The sequence below is a fragment of the Streptomyces sp. NPDC091279 genome (assembly GCF_044757465.1).
Classification (GTDB): Bacteria; Actinomycetota; Actinomycetes; order Streptomycetales; family Streptomycetaceae; genus Streptomyces.
Map to the genome: position 1 here is coordinate 419,992 of NZ_JBIVVA010000006.1, position 19,219 is coordinate 439,210.

General features: G+C 70.2%; 15 protein-coding genes and 1 riboswitch. Of the genes, 11 read left to right on the forward strand and 4 right to left on the reverse strand.

Annotated features, from left to right (window positions below):
* The first annotated feature begins 53 nt into the window (after window positions 1-53).
* From ACIQOU_RS18150 to ACIQOU_RS18185, 8 genes are all read left to right on the forward strand, one after another.
* Window positions 54-1,043, forward strand: a complete 990-nt coding sequence (locus tag ACIQOU_RS18150) for a nucleoside triphosphate pyrophosphohydrolase (protein ID WP_401537800.1) — start codon at window positions 54-56, stop codon at window positions 1,041-1,043.
* A complete protein-coding gene (locus tag ACIQOU_RS18155; RefSeq protein WP_401537718.1) occupies window positions 1,040-2,563 on the forward strand; it encodes a cytochrome P450 in 1,524 nt (507 codons plus the stop codon). The genes ACIQOU_RS18150 and ACIQOU_RS18155 overlap by 4 nt, the downstream gene beginning before the upstream one ends.
* Window positions 2,564-2,699: 136 nt before the next feature.
* Window positions 2,700-3,701 (forward strand): transglycosylase family protein, encoded by a 1,002-nt coding sequence (locus ACIQOU_RS18160; RefSeq protein ID WP_401537801.1) that lies wholly within the window; start codon window positions 2,700-2,702, stop codon window positions 3,699-3,701.
* Between the two features lie 217 nt (window positions 3,702-3,918).
* A riboswitch (cyclic di-AMP (ydaO/yuaA leader) is annotated at window positions 3,919-4,085 on the forward strand.
* A 3-nt stretch (window positions 4,086-4,088) separates the two neighbouring features.
* Window positions 4,089-4,784 (forward strand): transglycosylase family protein, encoded by a 696-nt coding sequence (locus ACIQOU_RS18165; protein WP_401537719.1) that lies wholly within the window; start codon window positions 4,089-4,091, stop codon window positions 4,782-4,784.
* A 386-nt stretch (window positions 4,785-5,170) separates the two neighbouring features.
* Complete coding sequence (gene eno, locus ACIQOU_RS18170) at window positions 5,171-6,451, forward strand: phosphopyruvate hydratase (protein WP_401537720.1); 1,281 nt, start codon at window positions 5,171-5,173, stop codon at window positions 6,449-6,451.
* A gap of 157 nt (window positions 6,452-6,608) precedes the next feature.
* Window positions 6,609-7,085, forward strand: coding sequence for a septum formation initiator family protein (locus ACIQOU_RS18175; protein WP_401537721.1), 477 nt, complete (start codon window positions 6,609-6,611; stop codon window positions 7,083-7,085).
* A 23-nt stretch (window positions 7,086-7,108) separates the two neighbouring features.
* Complete coding sequence (locus ACIQOU_RS18180) at window positions 7,109-7,639, forward strand: DUF501 domain-containing protein (RefSeq protein WP_401537722.1); 531 nt, start codon at window positions 7,109-7,111, stop codon at window positions 7,637-7,639.
* A gap of 36 nt (window positions 7,640-7,675) precedes the next feature.
* Complete coding sequence (locus tag ACIQOU_RS18185) at window positions 7,676-8,629, forward strand: exopolyphosphatase (RefSeq protein ID WP_401537723.1); 954 nt, start codon at window positions 7,676-7,678, stop codon at window positions 8,627-8,629.
* A 43-nt stretch (window positions 8,630-8,672) separates the two neighbouring features.
* On the opposite strand, the gene ACIQOU_RS18190 is transcribed toward ACIQOU_RS18185, so the two are convergent.
* Together ACIQOU_RS18190 and ACIQOU_RS18195 are read right to left on the reverse strand one after the other, a co-directional pair.
* Window positions 8,673-9,788, reverse strand: coding sequence for a radical SAM protein (locus ACIQOU_RS18190; protein WP_401537724.1), 1,116 nt, complete (start codon window positions 9,786-9,788; stop codon window positions 8,673-8,675).
* A gap of 62 nt (window positions 9,789-9,850) precedes the next feature.
* Window positions 9,851-10,390, reverse strand: a complete 540-nt coding sequence (locus ACIQOU_RS18195; RefSeq protein WP_401537725.1) for a CYTH domain-containing protein — start codon at window positions 10,388-10,390, stop codon at window positions 9,851-9,853.
* 237 nt (window positions 10,391-10,627) lie between these two features.
* Between ACIQOU_RS18195 and ACIQOU_RS18200 the strand changes: the two genes are divergently transcribed.
* The 3 genes from ACIQOU_RS18200 (at window position 10,628) to ACIQOU_RS18210 (ending at window position 15,582) form a co-directional block, all read left to right on the forward strand.
* Window positions 10,628-12,001, forward strand: a complete 1,374-nt coding sequence (locus ACIQOU_RS18200; RefSeq protein WP_401537726.1) for an XRE family transcriptional regulator — start codon at window positions 10,628-10,630, stop codon at window positions 11,999-12,001.
* Window positions 12,002-12,379: 378 nt separating this feature from the next.
* Window positions 12,380-13,771 (forward strand): NAD(P)/FAD-dependent oxidoreductase, encoded by a 1,392-nt coding sequence (locus tag ACIQOU_RS18205; protein ID WP_401537727.1) that lies wholly within the window; start codon window positions 12,380-12,382, stop codon window positions 13,769-13,771.
* Between the two features lie 521 nt (window positions 13,772-14,292).
* Window positions 14,293-15,582 carry a class I SAM-dependent methyltransferase gene (locus ACIQOU_RS18210; protein ID WP_401537728.1) on the forward strand — a complete coding sequence of 430 codons (1,290 nt, stop codon included), beginning with the start codon at window positions 14,293-14,295 and terminating at the stop codon, window positions 15,580-15,582.
* A gap of 84 nt (window positions 15,583-15,666) precedes the next feature.
* Here ACIQOU_RS18210 and ACIQOU_RS18215 read toward each other — a convergent pair whose 3' ends face one another.
* Together ACIQOU_RS18215 and ACIQOU_RS18220 are read right to left on the reverse strand one after the other, a co-directional pair.
* Window positions 15,667-18,195, reverse strand: coding sequence for an ABC transporter permease (locus ACIQOU_RS18215; protein WP_401537729.1), 2,529 nt, complete (start codon window positions 18,193-18,195; stop codon window positions 15,667-15,669).
* Window positions 18,195-18,968, reverse strand: coding sequence for an ABC transporter ATP-binding protein (locus ACIQOU_RS18220; protein ID WP_401537730.1), 774 nt, complete (start codon window positions 18,966-18,968; stop codon window positions 18,195-18,197). The genes ACIQOU_RS18215 and ACIQOU_RS18220 overlap by 1 nt, the downstream gene beginning before the upstream one ends.
* Window positions 18,969-19,219 lie beyond the last annotated feature (251 nt).

The window sequence follows — 19,219 nt, forward strand, 5'->3', positions numbered from 1 at the left end:
CAACCAGCTTCGACCACGCCCCTGACCAGGGCCCCGTCTCCGGCCAGGACCCCGTGCCCGCCCCCGGCCAGGACCCCGTGCCCGCCCCCGGCCGGATCGTCCTGCTCACCACCAGCCACCGGGTGGCGCCGGGCCTGCTGTCCTGGCCTGCCTGGCAGGCCCTGCACGCCGCCGACCTGGTGCTGTGCGCGGACGGCGCCCATCCGCAGCTGCCGTATCTGCGGGAGGCCGGGATACAGGTGACGGAGTCGGCCCCGGCGGCCGAGGATCTCCTCGCGGCCTGCGCGGGCGGCCGCACGGCCGTGGTCGTGGCCACCGGCGAGGGTGAGCCGGCGCTCACCGACGGCCTCGCCCGCCTCGCCGGTTCCGGCGCGGTCGCCATGCCGGAGCTTGAGCTGCTCCCCGCCTCCTACGACCTGCCGGGTGCCCGCCTTCTCGACCTCGTCCAGGTCATGGACCAGATCCGCGCCGAGTGCCCCTGGTCGTCGCTCCAGACCCACGAGGGCCTGGCCAAGTACGCGCTGGAGGAGGTGTACGAACTGGTCGAGGCGATCGAGAACGACGATCGGGAGGAACTCCGTGAGGAGTTGGGCGACGTCCTGCTCCAGGTCGTCTTCCACTCCCGGATCGCCGAGGAGGACCCGGAGCACCCGTTCTCCGTCGACGACGTGGCCGGCGGTGTCGTCGCCAAGCTGGTCCACCGGCACCCGCACATCTTCGGGGACGCGACCGCGACGACCCCCGAGGAGGTCAAGGAGCACTGGGAGCGCACCAAGGCGCAGGAGAAGAACCGGCGTAGTTCCGTCACCGACGGTGTCCCCCTCGGCCAGCCCGCCCTGGCCCTCGCCGCGAAACTCACCTCCCGCGTCCGCACCGCAGGCCTCGACGTCCCCCTCCCGGACAGGGACGGCGTCGGCTACGAACTCCTCGCCCTCGCGTCCCGCGCGGAAGCGGCCGGCATCGACCCGGAGGCCGCCCTGCGCGCAGCGGCCCGCACCTACCGAGAAGCAGTACGAGCCACAGAAACAGGCCACCCCCAATGACCCCCACCAACACCCCAGATGCCCCACCCCCTGGCAGCGCACCAAGCCACGACGGGCCCGCACTCACCGACGCACCGAACCCCCCACCCCCCAGGGGCGCGGGGAACGGCGCGAACGGCCACGACGGGCCTGCACTCACCGACGCACCGAACCCCCCACCCTCCAGGGGCGCGGGGAACTGCGCGACAAGCCACAACGCACCCGCACCCACCAACGCACCCACCCCCACCCCCACCCCCGCCCCAGACCTCTTCACCTGGGAGTTCGCCACCAACCCCTACCCCACCTACGCCTGGCTACGAACGCACGCGCCCGTACACCGCACCAAACTCCCCAGCGGCGTCGAGGCCTGGCTCGTCACGAGATACGCCGACGCCAAACAGACCCTCGCCGACAACCGCCTCTCCAAGAACCCGGCCCACCACGACGAACCGGCGCACGCCAAGGGCAAGACGGGCATCCCGGGCGAACGCAAGGCCGAGTTGATGACGCACCTGCTCAACATCGACCCCCCGGACCACACCCGACTCCGCCGACTCGTGTCGAAGGCGTTCACCCCGCGCAGGGTGGCCGAATTCGCACCCAGGGTGCAGGAGTTGACGGACCGCCTCATCGACAGGTTCGCCGCCGAGGGCTCGGCGGACCTCATCCACGACTTCGCCTTCCCGCTCCCCATCTACGCGATCTGCGACCTGCTCGGCGTCCCGCCCGAGGACCAGGACGACTTCCGGGACTGGGCGGGCATGATGATCCGGCACGGCGGCGGCCCCCGGGGCGGCGTCGCGAGGTCGGTCAAGAAGATGCGCGGCTACCTGGCCGAACTGATCCACCGCAAGCGCGAGGCCCTGCCCGCGGAACCCGCCGAGGGCGAAGACCTCATCTCCGGCCTGATCCGCGCCTCCGACCACGGCGAGCACCTCACCGAGAACGAAGCCGCGGCGATGGCTTTCATCCTGCTGTTCGCCGGCTTCGAGACCACGGTGAATCTGATTGGCAACGGCACCTACGCCCTGCTCACGCACCCCGAGCAACGCCGTTCGCTCCAGGACGCGTTGGCCCGAGGGGAACGGGACCTGCTGGAGACCGGCGTGGAGGAACTCCTGCGCTACGACGGCCCCGTGGAGCTGGCGACCTGGCGGTTCGCGACCCAGCCGCTCACCATCGGCGGGCAGCGGATCGCCGCAGGTGACCCCGTCCTGGTGGTGCTCGCCGCGGCCGACCGTGACCCGGAGCGGTTCACGGACCCCGACACCCTCGATCTGACCCGCCGTGACAATCAGCACCTCGGGTACGGCCACGGCCTGCACTACTGCGTCGGCGCCCCGTTGGCCCGCCTGGAGGGGCAGACCGCGCTGGCCACGCTCCTCACCAGGCTGCCCGACCTCGAACTCGCCGCGGACCCGGCCGACCTGCGATGGCGCGGCGGTCTCATCATGCGAGGACTGCGCACGCTTCCGGTGCAGTTCAGCCCCGTTACCAAGGAGCCGCACCTTAAACCTGACACACCCTCAAGTCTGTGATCTTCACGTGATCTGCGCGGCATTAACTTGTGACAGGCATTCGTATGCCTATACGTTCACGGATCAACGCGGTGCCCCGCACATGCACCTCGCATCTCGCGCCGCGTGCAACCGCTGTCTCGCGAAAGGCACCCGCATGCTCTCCGGGAACGGTCGTCACCGTCGCCCCCGTCAGGCCCCGGCCCTGCTCGTCGCGGCCGGAGTGACGGGCACCGCCATCGCCATCCCGCTCCTCGCCGCCTCGGGCGCGAGCGCGGCGGACGGGACCACATGGGACAAGGTGGCCCAGTGCGCGACCGGCGGCTCCTGGAGCCAGAACACCGGTAACGGCTCCTACGGCGGACTCCAGCTCTCCCAGGAGGACTGGGAGGCCTACGGCGGCCTGGACTTCGCGTCCAGCCCCGACCTGGCCAGCCGCAACCAGCAGATCGCCGTCGCCGAGAAGGTTCTCGCGGACCAGGGCGTCGGCGCGTTCCACACCTGCGGCCTCACCTCGGGGCTGACCCAGGAGTCGGGGTCGGTGGACATCGACACCGGCCTCGGTGACGACGCCTCCGGCACATCGGACGGCTCCGGCTCCACCGGCCTGTCCAACTCCTCCGGCGACGGATCGAGCGACTCGGACAGCTCGTCGTCGTCCGACCCGTCGGACAGCGACTCCGCCACCTCCCCCTCGCCCTCCACCTCGGTGGACGACAAGGGCGACCAGAGCGACAAGGGTGACGCGGCCGGCAAGGGGATATCCGGTACGCCGTCCGCCTCCTCCCCGGAGAAGAAGGCGCCCGCCAGCCCCACCGAGTCGCCGACCGAGTCCCCGACCGGCGACGCGTCGGACAACTCCCGCCAGGGCGCCGGTTCCTGGAGCCTCGTCGACACCGGCGCCGTCAGCGGCAGCGACGCGGGCACCAAGACGGCCTCCGGCACCGGCAAGCACCGCGGGCAGAGCGCCGAGGAGAGCGGGACCCGTTCGGTTGCCGCCGACCGCTACACCGTCCGGGCCGGCGACACCCTCGGGACCATCGCCGACTCCCTTGGGCTCGACGGCGGATGGCGTGCGCTCTACGACCTGAACAAGAAGGACATCGGCGCCGACCCGAGTCGCATCGTTCCCGGTCAGACGCTCACGGTCGGGTCCTAGTCCCGTCGTAAACGGGACGAAAGCCGTCAGAAACAGCGGGAGTTGGCGAACCTTTCACCGCTAAATGTCCGGTTTGGTGAAAGTGTGGGATGAGTCTCAGAAGCCCTGATCGTCTTTGAATTTCCCGGGTTTCCGTGGCTACGGTCAACACCGCTCGTCACCACGAGCCCCGGCGCCGCAACGCCGAATCCTGCCAGCGGCCGTCCGGGAACAGTCGTCGCGTCAAGCGCCGAAGGCAGGAGCGGGGGACCCAAGGTAAGTGCCGCACGGGGCAGTTGACCGGAGCGGCTTGGGGTTAAGCCGCGCCTCTCCAGGGAGGTGCGGCCGGGCACTCATCCGGCCCGAACCCGACAGCTCACCTCGTAGGCGTCGGTGAGGGGATCAACCATGCTGTTTTCCGGCAAGGGCAAGCACCGTCGTCCGTCCAAGGCCACCCGCGCCATCGCCATCGCCGGTGTCACCGGCGCGGCCGTCGCCGCCCCGCTGATGGTGGCCGGCAACGCCTCCGCCGCCACCGCCTCCGAGTGGGACACGGTCGCCCAGTGCGAGTCCGGCGGCAACTGGTCGATCAACACCTCCAACGGTTACTCCGGCGGCCTCCAGTTCTCGCCGTCCACCTGGGCCGCGTACGGCGGCACCCAGTACGCCGCGAGCGCCTACCAGGCCTCCAAGGCCCAGCAGATAGCCGTTGCCGAGAAGGTTCTCGCGGCGCAGGGCAAGGGTGCCTGGCCGACCTGCGGCACCGGCCTGTCCGGCGCCACCTACGACGGCGGCTCCAGCAGCTCGAACAGCTCCAGCAACTCGGGCAGCTCCAGCAGCTCCAGCAGCTCCCGTTCGTCCGACTCGCAGGCCGCCTCCCGGTCCGCCGAGCGCCCGGCCGCGAAGAAGACCGTCACCACCCCGACCGGCAAGAAGGTCAAGAAGGGCGACGGCGAGTACAAGGTCGCCGCGGGCGACACCCTCAGCTCGATCGCCGAGAAGCACCAGGTCACCGGCGGCTGGAAGAAGCTCTTCGAGCTGAACAAGGACATCCTCGACGACGCGAACCTCATCTACCCGGGCCAGCAGCTGCACCTCAAGTAGCAGCCCCGGGGTCCACCCGAGGCCCGCCCTGGAACCGGCTCCGGGGTCTGTCCCGAAATCCGCCCCGGTGTCCGCTCCGGACCGACGGACAGGCAGACCGCAGCTGAACCACAGGGCCCTCATATCCGTGGACCTCACCATGAAGACCTCGTGAGGGTCATCCCCCGTCCCCCACGAGCCCCCCGCCCCGGTGCGTGTTCCCCCGTACGCACCGGGGCGGGGCTTTTTACGCCGCGTTCTTTGTTCCGTTCAGAAACATTTTGCTCTCGGTTCCGTTCCCGGGGTGACCACCGGGCTGGCCGATCGCCCCGAGCCGGTTAGGCTCGGTCTCGCAGAACCCACCGCGGTGCCGCGCACCGCGTTCAGATCCCAAGAAGGAGATGCTCGTGCCGTCCATCGACGTCGTCGTAGCCCGGGAAATCCTGGACTCCCGAGGCAACCCCACGGTCGAGGTCGAGGTCGGCCTCGACGACGGCAGCACGGGTCGTGCCGCCGTTCCGTCCGGCGCCTCCACCGGTGCCTTCGAGGCCATCGAGCTGCGGGACGGCGACCCCAACCGCTACCAGGGCAAGGGCGTCGAGAAGGCCGTTCTCGCCGTCATCGAGCAGATCGGCCCGGAGCTGGTCGGCTACGACGCCACCGAACAGCGGCTGATCGACCAGGCGATGTTCGACCTGGACGCCACCGACAACAAGGGCTCGCTCGGCGCCAACGCCATCCTCGGCGTCTCCCTCGCCGTCGCGCACGCCGCCTCCGAGGCGTCCGACCTCCCCCTCTTCCGCTACCTGGGCGGCCCGAACGCGCACCTGCTGCCCGTTCCGATGATGAACATCCTGAACGGCGGCTCGCACGCCGACTCCAACGTGGACATCCAGGAGTTCATGATCGCCCCGATCGGCGCGGAGTCCTTCTCCGAGGCGCTGCGCTGGGGCACCGAGGTCTACCACACCCTCAAGAAGGTGCTGAAGGGCCGCGGCCTGTCCACCGGCCTCGGCGACGAGGGCGGCTTCGCCCCGAACCTCGGCTCCAACCGCGAGGCCCTCGACCTCATCCTCGAAGCGATCAAGGAAGCCGGCTACGCGCCCGGCGAGCAGATCGCCCTTGCGCTCGACGTCGCCGCCTCCGAGTTCTACAAGGACGGCAAGTACCTCTTCGAGGGCAAGGAGCGCTCCGCCGCCGAGATGACGGAGTACTACGAGGAGCTGGTCGCCTCCTACCCGCTGGTCTCCATCGAGGACCCGCTGTACGAGGACGACTGGGCCGGCTGGCACGTCATCACCGAGAAGCTCGGCGACAAGGTCCAGCTCGTCGGCGACGACCTGTTCGTCACCAACCCCGAGCGCCTGGCCCGCGGCATCGAGGAGAACTCCGCGAACGCCCTGCTCGTCAAGGTCAACCAGATCGGCTCGCTCACCGAGACCCTGGACGCCGTCGAGCTGGCCCAGCGCAACGGCTTCAAGTGCATGATGTCCCACCGCTCCGGCGAGACCGAGGACGTCACCATCGCCGACCTCGCCGTCGCCACCAACTGCGGCCAGATCAAGACCGGCGCCCCGGCCCGCTCCGAGCGCGTCGCCAAGTACAACCAGCTGCTGCGCATCGAGGAGATCCTCGACGACGCCGCGGTCTACGCCGGCCGCAGCGCTTTCCCGCGCTTCAAGGGCTGAGCCACCGCGAACGACGGCGAGGCCGACGCCGTTCACGGTGCGCGCCCCGGCCGGACGGCCGTTAAGGTCTAAGCCCTAGCCAGTCGTACGTACGTCCCCGTACCGGTCCCGTACCGTGTCCGGGGACGTACGCGTGTGTGATCGGGAGGCGGGGAACATGGCCGTGAAGGACCGGGACCGGTTCTCCACCTCGACCAGGATCAAGCTGCTCGGCGAGCAGACGGCGGCCCGGGTCTACCGCTCCCAGACCAAACGGCAGGCCCGCCGCTCCCGGCTCACCGGCCGGGCGGCGCTGCTCGCGCTCGTCGTGTGCACGCTCGTCGTGGCGCTCGCCTACCCGATAAGGCAGTACGTCTCCCAGCGCGCCGAGATCGCGAGCCTGGAACGGCAGCAGGCGCAGGCCCGGCAGCGCGTCGAACAGCTGCGCGACCTCAAGGCGCGCTGGCAGGACGACGCGTACGCCGAGCAGCAGATCCGGCAACGGCTGCACTATGTGATGCCGGGGGAGACCGGCTATGTCGTGATCGACCCGGACGCGGTCAAGCAGTCCCGCGCCGGCCAGGGAACGGCCCACCGCCCCTGGTACTCGAACGTCTGGGACGCCGTCGACAAGTCCGACGCCGCCGCCCAGTGACCTGACTAGAGAGACAGTTCGACGTGGAAACGCCTCCGCCGACCACCCCGCGCACCGAGCCCGACGACGCGGACGTCGAGGCCTTCAAGCAGCAGCTCGGCCGCCCGCCGCGCGGGCTGCGCGCCATCGCGCACCGGTGCCCGTGCGGCCAGCCCGACGTCGTCGAGACGGCCCCGAAGCTGCCCGACGGCACCCCCTTCCCGACGCTGTACTACCTGACGTGCCCGAAGGCGAACTCCGCGATCGGCACGCTGGAGGCGAACGGCGTGATGAAGGAGATGACCGAGCGGCTGGGCACCGACCCGGAACTCGCCGCCGCCTACCGCGCCGCCCACGAGGACTACATCCGGCGCCGCGACGAGATCGAGGAGCTGAAGGGTTTCCCCAGCGCCGGCGGCATGCCGGACCGGGTGAAGTGCCTGCACGTCCTGGTCGCCCACGCGCTGGCCGCGGGGCCCGGCGTGAACCCGCTCGGCGACGAGGCGCTGGAGATGCTGCCCGAGTGGTGGCGCAAGGGCACCTGTGTGGTGTCGGCAGCCGACGCCCGCGCCTGACCCGCCGACCCCCTCGCCTCTAGAGAAGGACTCACCATGACCCGCGTCGCCGCCATCGACTGCGGTACGAACTCCATCCGCCTCCTGGTCGCCGACGTCGACCCGGCCGGCGGTGAACTCGTCGACCTAGACCGCCGGATGACCATCGTGCGGCTCGGCCAGGGCGTCGACCGCACCGGGCGGCTGGCGCCGGAGGCGCTGGAACGTACGTTCGCCGCCTGTCGGGACTACGCCGCCGTCATCGCCGAGCACGGCGCGCGGCATCTGCGGTTCGTCGCCACCTCCGCGTCCCGGGACGCCTCCAACCGTGACGACTTCGTGCGCGGCGTGCGGGACATCCTCGGCGTCGAGCCCGAGGTCATCACCGGCGACCAGGAGGCCGCGTTCTCCTTCACCGGCGCCACCCGGGAACTCACCGCCCGCCCCGACCTCGAACGCCCGTTCCTGGTCGTCGACATCGGCGGCGGCTCCACGGAGTTCGTGGTGGGCGACGACGACGTCCGCGCCGCCCGTTCCGTCGACATCGGCTGTGTCCGTATGACCGAACGGCACCTGGTGCACGACGGCGTGGTGAGCGACCCGCCCACGGAGGCGGAGATCACGGCGATGCGCGCCGACATCGAACGCGCCCTCGACCTCGCAGAGGAAACGGTCCCGCTGCGCGAGGCCCGCACCCTCGTCGGCCTCGCCGGGTCCGTGACGACGCTCTCCGCGATCGCCCAGAACCTCCCCGGCTACGACTCGGCGGCCATCCACCACTCCCGCATGTCCCGGGCGACGGTCCGCGAGATCACCGGACGCCTGCTCCGCTCCACCCACGCCGAACGCGCGGCGATCCCCTCCATGCACGAGGGCCGCATCGACGTGATCGGCGCGGGCGCCCTGGTCCTCCTGGCCATCATGGACCGCACGAACGCGACCGAGGTCGTGGTCAGCGAACACGACATCCTCGACGGCATCGCCTTCAAGGCGGCGGAGACGGCGGGATAGTTGGGGCGTGAGGTGAGGCTCAGGCGCGTGGGCTTTTCGGGGCTCACCCGTGCTGTGGGTCGGTCACCGTGCTCGTGGCGTGCAGGCGCGTGAGCCGTTCGGTTTCCTCGTCGCGGAAGACGGCGACCTCACGGCAGCGCCGACTCATCACGAACTCGCCGAGCGGCAGACACAGGTCCATGCGCTGAATACAGACGCCGACCATGAACGGCCCGTCCACCGCCCGGTACATCCGGACCCCGTAGTACCCCTCCTGGCAGTCGTCCGGGTTGTTGAACCGGCAGTCGGCGCAGGTCTCGGGCAGGCGCGCGGGCCGGATGCTCTTGGCGTACAGGGTGCGCCCGTCCGCCAGCCGGTACTGCACCCGCTGATCGGACGCGCCCGCAGTGATGACGCGCCGGACCGGTACCGCACCGAGGTGGTCGACGACGGCCCGTATGGCGTCGAGGGAGGTGCCCCCGTCGTTCAGCGACACGAGCATCCGGACCACGACGGCCCGGCCGTACCGCTCGATGACGCGCAGCACGCGCTCGACGTGGTCGCGGTCGGGGACGACGATGTTCGCGGACACCTTGACCCCGTGGGAGGCTGCGGCTTCGATCGTGGCGTCGAGGGCGGCGAGCTTGCGTCCGGCCAGCTTCGGGGAGGCCAGGCGCGGGGCCTGCACGGCTGCCAGTTCGGCGGGGGTGGTGCCGAACACGGACAGGTTGATGCGGTCGAGCCCGGCTTCGGCGGCGGCGGGCAGGACTGCGGCGCCGTTCTCTCCGTTCGAGGTGAGCCCGACCGTGAGTCCCAGGCGCCGGGCGACTCGGATCAGGCCGGGTAAGTCCGGGTGCAGAGTTGGTTCCCCGCCGGTGAAGTGCACTTCGTCCGTCGGCAGGCTGCCGCGCATCGCGGCGAGGGCGAGGGCGAAATCGGCGTCGGCGGGAATACGGGCGGGCAGGAAGTCGGCGCCGTTGGTGCGGAGGTAGATCGAGACGCGGCCGGATCGCCCCGGGGTGCCGGTGAACCGGTCGGCGGGCCGGCCCGCGTTGTCGGTCGCGACGGGCGTTCCCTCGTTGTGGCAGAACGAGCAGGCGAGGCCGCACGCGTCGATGATCTTGACGCGCAGCGTGCGGTCCGGTCGGACCTCGACCGGGATGTCGTTCGGATCGTGCATGGTGCCCCCTCATCCGGGCCGGCCGGGGCGGTGCGCCCCGGCCGGGAGCGACGGGCGTCGGCCTACTCGAAGCGCAGGTCGGCGATGGAGTCCAGGTCGATGCCGTAGAGGCCGTAGACCTTGGTCGTGTTGATCGAGGTGAGCCGGCCCGGCTCGATCCCCAGCGCTTCGGCGGCCTCCCACACCTGCGCGGCGTCGTCGGCCTCGATCTCCAGGTACGGCGGGATGCGCGGCCACTCGTCGACCTCCAGGCGCACGGCGCCGAGAGCGTACGAGGTCCGGCGGTTCTCCTGGTAGCCGCGCGGGGACAGGCCGGTGAGGCGCAGCAGTTCGGCGGTCTCCTCGAACGAGTCCACGGTGACCTCGGTCTCGTGGGTGCCGTCGACGTCGTCCGTGCTGATCTGCTTCACGCACAGGGTGATGCCGGCCCCGGTGTCGCGCAGCCGTACCCAGCGACCTGGCACGGGCGGGACGGTGTCGTACACGTACCGGCGCATGAGCCGAGGTGCGGTTGTCCGGGTACCGCCTGCTTCGAGGATGCGCCGGGCTGTGTCCGCGAGGTCGATGTCGAGGGCCTTCGCCTCGTACTCGATGCCTGCCATGGTTCTCCGATCGGTGGGGGTGCGTACAACATCGCACTCCGTTGCCTGGTGGCTGAGCCGACGACTGCCGCACGTCGTTTTACGAACGGGCTTCTGCCACTTGGTGAGGAAACGTGTCCACGGCTGCTGATTACAGCCCAACTGCCCTTCGTTGGGGAGGGGTTCTCTGTAGTCCCTGGGTAGTCCTGTCTGTGCGGGCAGTAAGCTTCGGGGCACTCTTGGTGATGGAATCGAGCCGTGAATGATCCGATCCGGCACCCCCTCGTGTACGCCCGGAAACTGCGCGGGCTGTCCCAGACCGGCCTGGCCCTGCGCATGGACAAGGCCGCCCGTAGGCACGGGCTCCGGTCCGGCGCGGACAAGCAGGCCATCAGCAAGTGGGAGAACTGGCTCAAGGAGCCCAACCAGGACTCTCAGTGCTGGATCGCCGAAGCCCTCGAAGTACCCACCGCGGACGTCGAATCGCTGGGCTGGCCCTACTGGCTCCCGGGCTACGACGCTCCGCTTCCCCTGGGCCCCGTGTTCACCGTCCAAGCACTCCGAGAGGCTCAGAGGACCGCAATGGACCGCCGCAATTTCATGACCTACAGCGCGGCCGCGCTGGCCGGCCTCTCCGCCCAGTGGGCCGCGATCGAGCCTGAACGGCTCACCATGGCCCTGAACGGCAAGGCCGTCGACTCGGAACTGGTCGACTGGCTGGAGGACACCAGCGCCCAGCTGACCGCGTTACCGACCGAACAGCGTCAGCACACGTCGAAGCTGATGGACGCGCACCTCGAAACGGTCACGGACCTCATCGACGGCGACAACCACAACGAGGCGACCCGCAGGCGGCTGCATCTCCTGGCGGCGTCGCTGGCCAGCACCTGTGGCTGGCACCGCTTCGACCAGGGGCACCACTACGCGGCGGGCAAGCTCTGGAACGCCGCCCTGACGAGCGCGCACGCCGCTCACGACCGTGACCTCGGCGCCGGTGTCCTGTCCGACTTCGGGTACCAGTCCATCTGGCTCGGCGAGCCCTCCGCTGCCGTCGGACCACTCGGTCAGGCCCTGATCCACGCCCGGCACCCGTCGGCCCGGTCCCTCTTGTTCCTTCGCCGGGCCCGTGCGCACGCCGCGCTCGGCGAGCGTTCCGCCTGTCACCGCGACCTGTCCGCCGCCGAGACCGAGTTGCTGTCCGATGCCACCGACCCCGCACCCGGCTGGTGCGCGTGGATGAGTGCCGCGGACCTGGCCGTCGACTCGGGGCGATGCCTGCTCGACCTCGGCCACGCCGAAGAGGCCCGTGCCCGTATCGATGAGGGCATCAGCCTGCTGCCCCGCACACGGGACAAGACGCGGGGAATCTTCCTCACCTACGAGGCCCACAGCCTCCTGCGGTCCCGCGAGGTCGAGCAGGCCCTCGCCGTCACCACCGAGTCGCTCGACCTGGCCGAGCGGATCGGCGCCGGGCGCTGCGTCACCCTGGTCCGCGAACTCGCGCCGGCCTTCAAGCCGTACCGGCAGGTCGCCGGTGTGTCCGCATTCATGGAGCGCCTCAACGCCGGTGAGCGGGAACCGGCTCCGGCGGGCCCCTTTCGCTCTCTCCTGAGCAGGCCAGGTGGCGTTTGAGCGGGGTGGGAGGGGGGGCTGCGGTGGGCTTGGGCGGGTGGGCGCGGGAAAGTTCGTGAAGTTCTTCACAAGGAATTCTGTCGTGGCGGGCGAAGAACAGGGGCCGATTGGCCCTTTCGGGGTCCCACCTGGGAGTTGAACATGTTCAGAGGTGTGGTGGCATGATGGGGGAGCGGACGGGAACGAGGGGTGGGGAGGACTCCTCCGACGTTCCAGATGGGCAGCTCACGCGGCATTGACAACGGTCCGTAACGGACACCGGCCCCGTCCCGGAGCGTGGCGCGGATCATGCGGGTCGCGGAGGATAACACACACCCTGTCCGAGCTTGTGAAGGGGCGCACGAGGTGCCCCCCGGCGACGGGTGGATACTCGATGCCATGAGCACCACGGAGCGTCCCAGGATTCTCGTAGTAGGCGGTGGGTACGTAGGCCTGTACGCAGCTCGGCGCATTCTCAAGAAGATGCGCTACGGAGAGGCGACCGTCACGGTCGTCGACCCCCGGTCGTACATGACCTACCAGCCCTTCCTCCCCGAAACTGCGGCCGGCAACATCTCCCCGCGCCACGTCGTCGTCCCGTTGCGACGCGTGCTGCCGAAGGCGGAGGTCCTCACCGGCCGGGTCACCACCATCGACCAGGACCGCAAGGTCGCGTCGATCGCCCCGCTGGTCGGGGAGTCGTACGAGCTGCCCTTCGACTACCTGGTGATCGCGCTCGGCGCGGTCTCCCGCACCTTCCCGATCCCCGGCCTCGCCGAACAGGGCATCGGCATGAAGGGCGTCGAGGAGGCCATCGGCCTGCGCAACCACGTCCTTGAGCAGCTCGACAAGGCCGACTCCACCACCGACGAGGAGATCCGCCGCAAGGCGCTCACCTTCGTCTTCATCGGCGGCGGTTTCGCCGGTGCGGAGACCATCGGTGAGGTCGAGGACCTGGCTCGGGACGCGGCCAAGTACTACAAGACGGTCTCCCGCGAGGACATGCGGTTCATCCTCGTCGACGCCGCCGACAAGATCCTTCCCGAGGTCGGCCCCAAGCTCGGCCAGTACGGCAAGGAGCACCTGGAGGGCCGCGGTGTGGAGATCTACCTCTCCACCTCGATGGACTCCTGCGTCGACGGCCACGTCGTCCTGAAGAACGGCCTGGAGGTCGACTCCCACACCATCGTGTGGACGGCCGGCGTCAAGCCGAACCCGGCGCTCAGCCGCTACGGCCTCCCGCTGGGCCCGCGCGGTCACGTCGACTGCGCGACCACCCTCCAGGTGCAGGGCACCGACTACATCTGGGCCGCCGGCGACAATGCCCAGGTCCCGGACCTCGTCGGTCGCAAGGCCGGCAACGAGAACGCCTGGTGCCCGCCGAACGCCCAGCACGCGCTGCGTCAGGCCAGGGTCCTCGGCGACAACGTGATCTCGGGCATGCGGGGCTTCCCGCAGAAGGACTACTCGCACGCCAACAAGGGCGCGGTGGCCGGTCTCGGGCTCCACAAGGGCGTCGCGATGATCGTCATGGGCAAGATGAAGATCAAGCTCAAGGGCCGGCTCGCCTGGTACATGCACCGTGGCTACCACGGCCTCGCGATGCCGACGTGGAACCGCAAGATCCGCGTCTTCGCCGACTGGACCCTCGGCATGTTCCTCAAGCGCGAGGTCGTCGCGCTCGGCGCCATGGAGAACCCCCGCGAGGAGTTCTACGAGGCCGCCAAGCCCGCACCGGCCCCCGCCGCGAAGGCCACCGAGCCGGAAGCCGCCAAGGCCAAGGCCTCCTGACCAACGCAGAGGCACAGAGGCGCGACGCGGCCGTGTGAGCCTGGTCGGCCAGCTGACGAACGGGCCTGACGGCCGGCTCGGCCAGTTGGCCAACCGCCCGGTGAAACGGCTGTGTCGGCCGGGTTGGCCGAGTCGGCCGACTCGGCTGGTGCGTCGGCCGGTGGTGGCCGTCGGCCGTGTGAGGTGCGCTGGTCGTGTCGGTCGTGTCGGTCGCGCCGGTTGCTGAACAACTCGTTCGAAGGGCCTCCCGCCATCCGTGGTGCGGGGGGCCCTTCGGCGTTTCCGGGTTCCGACGGGGCGGCGGCCGGTCCCCTCCCTGCCGGGGCGTCGGCAGGGCTTCCGCCCCACCCGCCCCGTTGGCATCCGGCCGTTCAGGGCGTGCATTTCGTCAACGCCCGTGGCATCTACATCCATTTTGCCCAGTCGTGACACGCTCAAGGGACTGCGCCGGGGCCCCGTAGGTGTTTACGTGGTGCCGGACATCCGGGATTCGTCGTCACGTCGACACGGAGGTATGCGCCATGGGCGGCGCCGCGCTGCGGTTGAACAGCCTCTTCGAGCAGTTGCTGGGAACACCTCTACCGGTGCGTATCCGCGCCTGGGACGGCTCGCAGGCCGGGCCCCCCGACGCACCGGCCCTGGTCGTACGCAACCGCCGGGCCGTACGCCGGCTGCTGTGGAAACCCGGCGAACTGGGCCTGGCCCGCGCCTGGGTGGCCGGGGACCTGGACATCGAGGGCGACCTCTACACCGCCCTCGACCTGATGGCGGGCCTGGTGTGGGAGCGCGGCGAGAACGCCAAGAGCCTCACCGAGACCCTCCGCGACCCCGACGCCAGGGCCGCCGTTCGCGGCCTCGTGAAGCTCACCGGCCTGCCGCTGCCCCCGGCGCCGCCCGCCGAGGAGGTCCGCCGCACCCACCACCTGCACACCAGACGCACCGACAGACGGGCCATCAGCCACCACTACGACGTCGGCAACGACTTCTACGAGACCGTCCTCGGCCCGTCCATGGTCTACTCCTGCGCCTACTGGCCCGACCCGGACGCCACCCTCGCGGACGCCCAGCGCGACAAGCTCGAACTCGTCTGCCGCAAGCTCGCCCTGACGCCGGGTCAGCGGCTGCTCGACGTCGGCTGCGGCTGGGGCTCGATGGCGTTGCACGCGGCCCGCGAACACGGCGTGGACGTCGTCGGCATCACCCTCTCCCAGGAGCAGGCCGCCTACGCCCGCAAGCGGGTCGCCGAGGAGGGGCTCGCCGACCGGGTGGAGATCAGGGTCCAGGACTACCGGGACGTCACCGACGGGCCGTTCGACGCCATCTCCTCCATCGGGATGGCCGAACACGTGGGCGCCGAACGGTACTTGGACTACGCCCGGAACCTGCACCGGCTCCTGGTGCCCGGCGGCCGGCTCCTCAACCACCAGATCGCCCGCCGCCCGCACGGGGACGAATCCGCCTACCACGTCGACGAGTTCATCGACGCGTACGTCTTTCCCGACGGCGAACTCGAACCCGTCGGCAGCACCGTCACGCAGTTGGAGCGGGCCGGGTTCGAGGTGCGGGACGTCGAGTCGATCCGCGAGCACTACGCGCTCACCCTGCGCCACTGGGTCGCCAACCTGGAGGCCGACTGGCGCCACGCGGTGAGCCTCGCCGGGGCGGGCCGGGCCCGGGTCTGGCGCCTCTACATGGCGGCCAGCGCCCTCGCCTTCGAGCGCAACCGCATCGGCGTCAACCAGGTCCTCGCGGTCCGCACCCCGCAATCCGGCACCTCCGGACTGCCGTTGCGCGCCCGCACCTGGAACTGAACGCGCCGGGGCCCCGTCCCGCGACCACCGGAACGGGGCCCCAACGGCCTTGTCAGCCGCGTGACGTGGGCAACTCGCCCGCGTCTACTCGGACTTGATGGCCGTCAGCATGTTCAGGCGGGCCGCTCGGCGGGCCGGCCACAGGGCGGCGAGGACGCCGACGAGCGCGGCCAGCAGCAGGAAGACGGCCATCCGGCCCCAGGGCAGGACCAGTGCGTACGTCGGCATGCTCGCGCCGATCAGCTGTCCGGCCGCCCAGCCGAAGAACACACCGAGCCCGATGCCGAGCACCCCGCCGAACAGGGAGATCACCAGGGACTCCAGGCGGACCATCCGCTTGATGCCCTTGCGGTCGAGGCCGATCGCGCGCAGCATGCCGATCTCCTGCGAGCGCTCGAACACCGACATGGCCAGCGTGTTGATGACGCCGAGGACCGCGACGATCACCGCCATGGCGAGCAGCCCGTAGAGCATGTTCAGCATCAGGGTGAAGATCTTCGAGACCTCGTCGGACAGGTCCTGCTTGCTCTGCACCCTGATCGCCGGGTTGGAGCCGAGCGCCTTCTCCAACGTGTCCTTGGCGGTGCTGGACGCGCCGTCCGACGTCTTGACCAGCACCTGCATGTCGGTCACGGTGCTCTGGTGCGGGGCGAGCCGCGCGGCGTCCATGAGCGTGCCGCGGATCAACTCGTTGCCCTCGTAGACACCGGACACCGTCAGCCGTTCGGACTTCTGGTCCTCGAAGTACGCCGTGAAGCTCGAACCGGGCTTCCAGCCGTGCTCCTTGGCCGTGTTCGTGTCGACGACGACCTGGCCGCCGCCGACCGTGAAGGTGCCCTCGTCGAGCGTCAGGTCGGTGAGCTTGCCGATCTCGGCGCCGTTGACGCCGGTCAGGTAGTCGGTGGCGCCGTCGATCCGGACGGGGGCGTTCCGCATCGGGCTGGTGGCGGTGACGTCGGCGGAGGCGGCGAGCTTCTTCTCGACGTCCGCGGAGAGCGGGTGGCCGTTGGCCATCGTCACCACGAAGTCGGCGCGGATCGCGGACGACGCCATCTTGTCGATCGCCTGCTGGAGCGAACCCGCCATCACCGTCATGCCGGTGATCAGGGTGAGCCCGATCATCAGCGCGGACGCGGTGGCCGCCGTGCGGCGCGGGTTGCGCACCGAGTTCTGCCGGGCCAGCTTCCCCGCCACGCCGAAGATCCGCATCAGCGGCGCGGCGGCGGCGATCAGCGGCCGGGACAGCAGCGGGGTCAGGATGAAGACGCCGATGATCAGCAGCACCGCGCCGAGCCCCATGGGGGCCTGGCCGTCGGTGCCCTTCATCGTGGTCGCGGCCAGCACGACGGCGATGCCCGCGCCGGAGAACAGCGCGCCCAGCGTGTTGCGCAGCACCAGCGACTTGGTCGTGGCCTGCGCGTGCAGGCTGCTCATCGCGGCGACCGGCGGGATCTTCGCGGCCCGGCGGCCCGGCAGCCACGCGGCCAGCATGGTGATCAGGATGCCCACCGCGAGGGCGGCGGCGATCGTACTGGGCGCGACGACCAGCGGCCCGTCCGGGACGCTCTGGCCGAACGCCCCCATCAGGGCGCGCAGTCCGGCGCCGATGCCGATGCCCGCGAGCAGCCCGGTGACGGCGGCGACCGTGCCGACCACGAACGCCTCCAGGAGCACCGACCGGGTGACCTGACGGCGGGAGGCGCCGACGGCCCGCAGCAGCGCCAGCTCCTTGGTGCGCTGGGCGACCAGCATGGTGAAGGTGTTGGCGATGATGAACGTGCCGACGAACAGCGCGATCCCGGCGAACACCAGCAGCGCCTGCTTGAGGCCCTCCATCGAGCGGGCGATCGCGTCGGCCTGCTGGTCGGCGAGTTCCTTGCCGGTCTCGGTCCCGATCGTCCCGGCGGGCAGGGCCTTGTCCACCGCGGACTTCAACGCCGCCTGCGAGGTCCCGGCGGCGGCCTTCACGTCGATCTCGTCGAACGTGCCCGGCTTGCCGAACAGCTTCTGGGCGGTCGCCGTGTCGAACAGGGCGAGGCTGCCGCCGGCCGTGACATTGCCGTCGTCGGTGGTGAAGATGCCGCTGATACGGGGGGTGAGGACGGGGCCGTCGACCGAGAGGCGGACGGTGTCGCCGACCTGGTAACCGGCCCGCTTCGCCGTCTTGGCGTCGATGGCGACCTCGCCCGCGCCGTGCGGGGCGGTGCCGGACGTCAGCGGGTAACGGGCGTCCTTCTTCCCCCAGTAGTTGCCGCCCTCGGACTGGAAGCCGCCGCCGATGAGCTTGCCGTTCTTGTCGGCGAGGGCGGTGAAGCCCTTGACGACGCCGATCGTGGAGGCGGCGCCCGGCACGTCGGCTATCGCGTCGAGCTGCGTCTGGGTCAGCTCCCGCGCCGTGCCGAGCTTGTTGCCCTGGTCCTTCTGCGACTCGGCGTGGACGGCGACGTCGACATCGTCGAAGCCCTTGGCGGAGCTGTTCTGGTAGGCGTCGGAAATGGTGCTGGTGAAGACCAGGGTCCCGGACACGAAGGCCACGCCGAGCATCACGGCGAGAACGGTCATCAGGAGCCGGGCCTTGTGCGCGAAGACGTTGCGCAGAGCCGTGCGGAACATCAGCTGGTACGGCCCTTCGCGTCGAACTGCTTCATGCGGTCGAGCACCGAGTCGGCCGTCGGCCCGTACAACTCGTCGACGATCCTGCCGTCGGCGAGGAAGACGACGCGGTCGGCGTAGGCGGCGGCGACCGGGTCGTGGGTGACCATCACCACGGTCTGGCCCAGCTCGCGCACGGAGTTGCGCAGGAAGCCGAGGACCTCGGCGCCGGAGCGGGAGTCGAGGTTGCCGGTCGGCTCGTCGCCGAAGATGATCTCGGGGCGGGAGGCCAGCGCGCGGGCCACGGCGACGCGCTGCTGCTGGCCGCCGGAGAGCTGCGAGGGGCGGTGCCCGAGCCGGTCGGAGAGACCGATCATCCGGATGACGGAATCCAGCCACTCCTTGTCGGGCTTCCGGCCGGCGATGTCCATCGGCAGGGTGATGTTCTCCAGCGCCGTCAGGGTCGGCAGCAGGTTGAACGCCTGGAAGATGAAGCCGATCTTGTCGCGGCGCAACTTGGTCAGCTGCTTGTCCTTCAGCGCGCCCAACTCGGTCTCGCCGATCCGTACGGAGCCGGAGGAGAACGTGTCGAGGCCGGCCACGCAGTGCATCAGCGTGGACTTGCCGGAACCGGACGGCCCCATGATCGCGGTGAGTTCGGCCTGCCGGAAGTCGACGGAGACCCGGTCGAGCGCGACCACCTGGGTCTCGCCCTGTCCGTAGATCTTCGAGAGCTCCGAGGCGCGTGCGGCCACGGTGGCGGTGGACCGGCCGGCGACGGGTGTGGTGGTCACGGGAAGGAACTCCTCGCGGGACGGCGTCGTTGAAGGTGCGAAGGCGACGCCTGGTGGTCATGGCGGACGTCTTCCATCGTGTGGCCCGCGTCGGCTCGTGTAGTCACCCGCAGTCCTGAGTTCCCGGGGGAGACTCGGGTCTGACCCGGCGCCGCCATGTCATACCTGGGGATGAGACGCGCCCCTGATCCGCGCTGGTCGGCGCCGTTCCGTCGAGAACCGGTGGAGCAACCTCGTTCTGGCGGTGAAAT

Bases quoted from the DNA above. Each gene is read 5' to 3' on its own strand.
- ACIQOU_RS18205 (WP_401537727.1), top strand. From the start codon at position 12,380: ATGAGCACCACGGAGCGTCCCAGGATTCTCGTAGTAGGCGGTGGGTAC.
- ACIQOU_RS18185 (WP_401537723.1), top strand. From the start codon at position 7,676: ATGACCCGCGTCGCCGCCATCGACTGCGGTACGAACTCCATCCGCCTC.
- ACIQOU_RS18155 (WP_401537718.1), top strand. From the start codon at position 1,040: ATGACCCCCACCAACACCCCAGATGCCCCACCCCCTGGCAGCGCACCA.
- ACIQOU_RS18210 (WP_401537728.1), top strand. From the start codon at position 14,293: ATGGGCGGCGCCGCGCTGCGGTTGAACAGCCTCTTCGAGCAGTTGCTG.
- ACIQOU_RS18175 (WP_401537721.1), top strand. From the start codon at position 6,609: ATGGCCGTGAAGGACCGGGACCGGTTCTCCACCTCGACCAGGATCAAG.
- ACIQOU_RS18160 (WP_401537801.1), top strand. From the start codon at position 2,700: ATGCTCTCCGGGAACGGTCGTCACCGTCGCCCCCGTCAGGCCCCGGCC.
- ACIQOU_RS18195 (WP_401537725.1), bottom strand. From the start codon at position 10,390: ATGGCAGGCATCGAGTACGAGGCGAAGGCCCTCGACATCGACCTCGCG.
- ACIQOU_RS18190 (WP_401537724.1), bottom strand. From the start codon at position 9,788: ATGCACGATCCGAACGACATCCCGGTCGAGGTCCGACCGGACCGCACG.
- ACIQOU_RS18215 (WP_401537729.1), bottom strand. From the start codon at position 18,195: ATGTTCCGCACGGCTCTGCGCAACGTCTTCGCGCACAAGGCCCGGCTC.
- ACIQOU_RS18165 (WP_401537719.1), top strand. From the start codon at position 4,089: ATGCTGTTTTCCGGCAAGGGCAAGCACCGTCGTCCGTCCAAGGCCACC.